Raw genomic sequence first — 1,268 nt, forward strand, 5'->3', positions numbered from 1 at the left:
CCTCGAGTTCATCTCTCACAACACCCTCGAAGGGATCATCACGATGACCGCTCCACACATTGTCGACCCTGCGCACGTTCTTGGCGAGCTACTCACCGAGGCCTCGCCGGACATGATGCGCAGCCTGCTGCAGACCATGCTCAATGCCCTGCTCAGCGCTGATGCTGATGCCGTGGCCGGCGCCGAGTACGGCCAGCCCACCCCAGGCCGGTTGGCGCAACGCAACGGCTACCGCCACCGCGGCCTGGACACCCGCGCCGGCACCATCGACCTGGCCATCCCCAAACTCCGTACCGGCTCCTACTTCCCCGACTGGCTGATGGAACGCCGCAAGCGGGCCGAGACGGCCCTGATCACCGTCGTCGCCGACTGCTACCTCGCCGGCGTCTCCACTCGCCGCATGGACAAACTCGTCAAGACCTTGGGCATCGACCGGCTCTCGAAGTCCCAAGTCTCCCGCATGGCCGCCGAACTTGACGACCACGTCGAACAGTTCCGCCACCGACCCCTGAGCGATGCCGGCCCCTTCACCTTCGTCACCGCTGACGCGTTGACCATGAAAGTCCGCGAAGGCGGGCGCGTGATCAACTCCGTCGTCATGCTCGCCACCGGCGTCAACAATGACGGGCACCGCGAGGTCCTCGGTCTGAGGGTCGCCACCAGCGAGACCGGCCCGGCCTGGAACGAGTTCTTCGCCGACCTCGTCGCCCGCGGCCTGACAGGCGTCCGTCTCGTGACCTCGGACGCCCATCAAGGTCTCGTGGAGGCGATCGCGGCGAACCTGCCCGGCGCGTCCTGGCAACGCTGCCGCACCCACTACAGCGCGAACCTGATGGCGATCACTCCGAAGAGTCTGTGGCCGGCGGTGAAGGCGATGCTCCACTCCGTCTACGACCAGCCCGACAAGAACGCTGTCCAGGCCCAGTTCGACCGGCTGCTTGACTACACCGCCGACATGCTGCCCGAGGTCACCGACCACCTCGACCAAGCACGGGCAGACATCCTCGCCTTCACCCAGTTCCCCGTTGAGGTCTGGCATCAGATCTGGTCAAACAACCCCACCGAAAGGTTGAACCGCGAGATTCGCCGCCGCACCGACAGCGTCGGGATCTTCCCCAACCGCGCCGCGATCGTCCGGTTGGTCGGCGCCGTGTTGGCCGAGCAGACCGATGAATGGGCCGAAGGACGCCGCTACCTCGGCCTCGAAGTCCTCGCCAAGAGCCGCCTCACACTCATCACCGACACCAGCGAACAGGAGACCACCATGC

At 65.9% G+C, this 1,268-nt stretch carries 1 protein-coding gene; it reads left to right on the forward strand.

Translation table 11 applies throughout. The features are described 5' to 3' along the window. Nucleotides 1-43: 43 nt before the first annotated feature. Nucleotides 44-1,268 (forward strand): IS256 family transposase (locus ABD073_RS15485; protein ID WP_343876090.1); only part of this gene is annotated, 1,225 nt, incomplete at its 3' end.

Source organism: Luteococcus peritonei, assembly GCF_039526385.1.
GTDB lineage: Bacteria > Actinomycetota > Actinomycetes > Propionibacteriales > Propionibacteriaceae > Luteococcus > Luteococcus peritonei.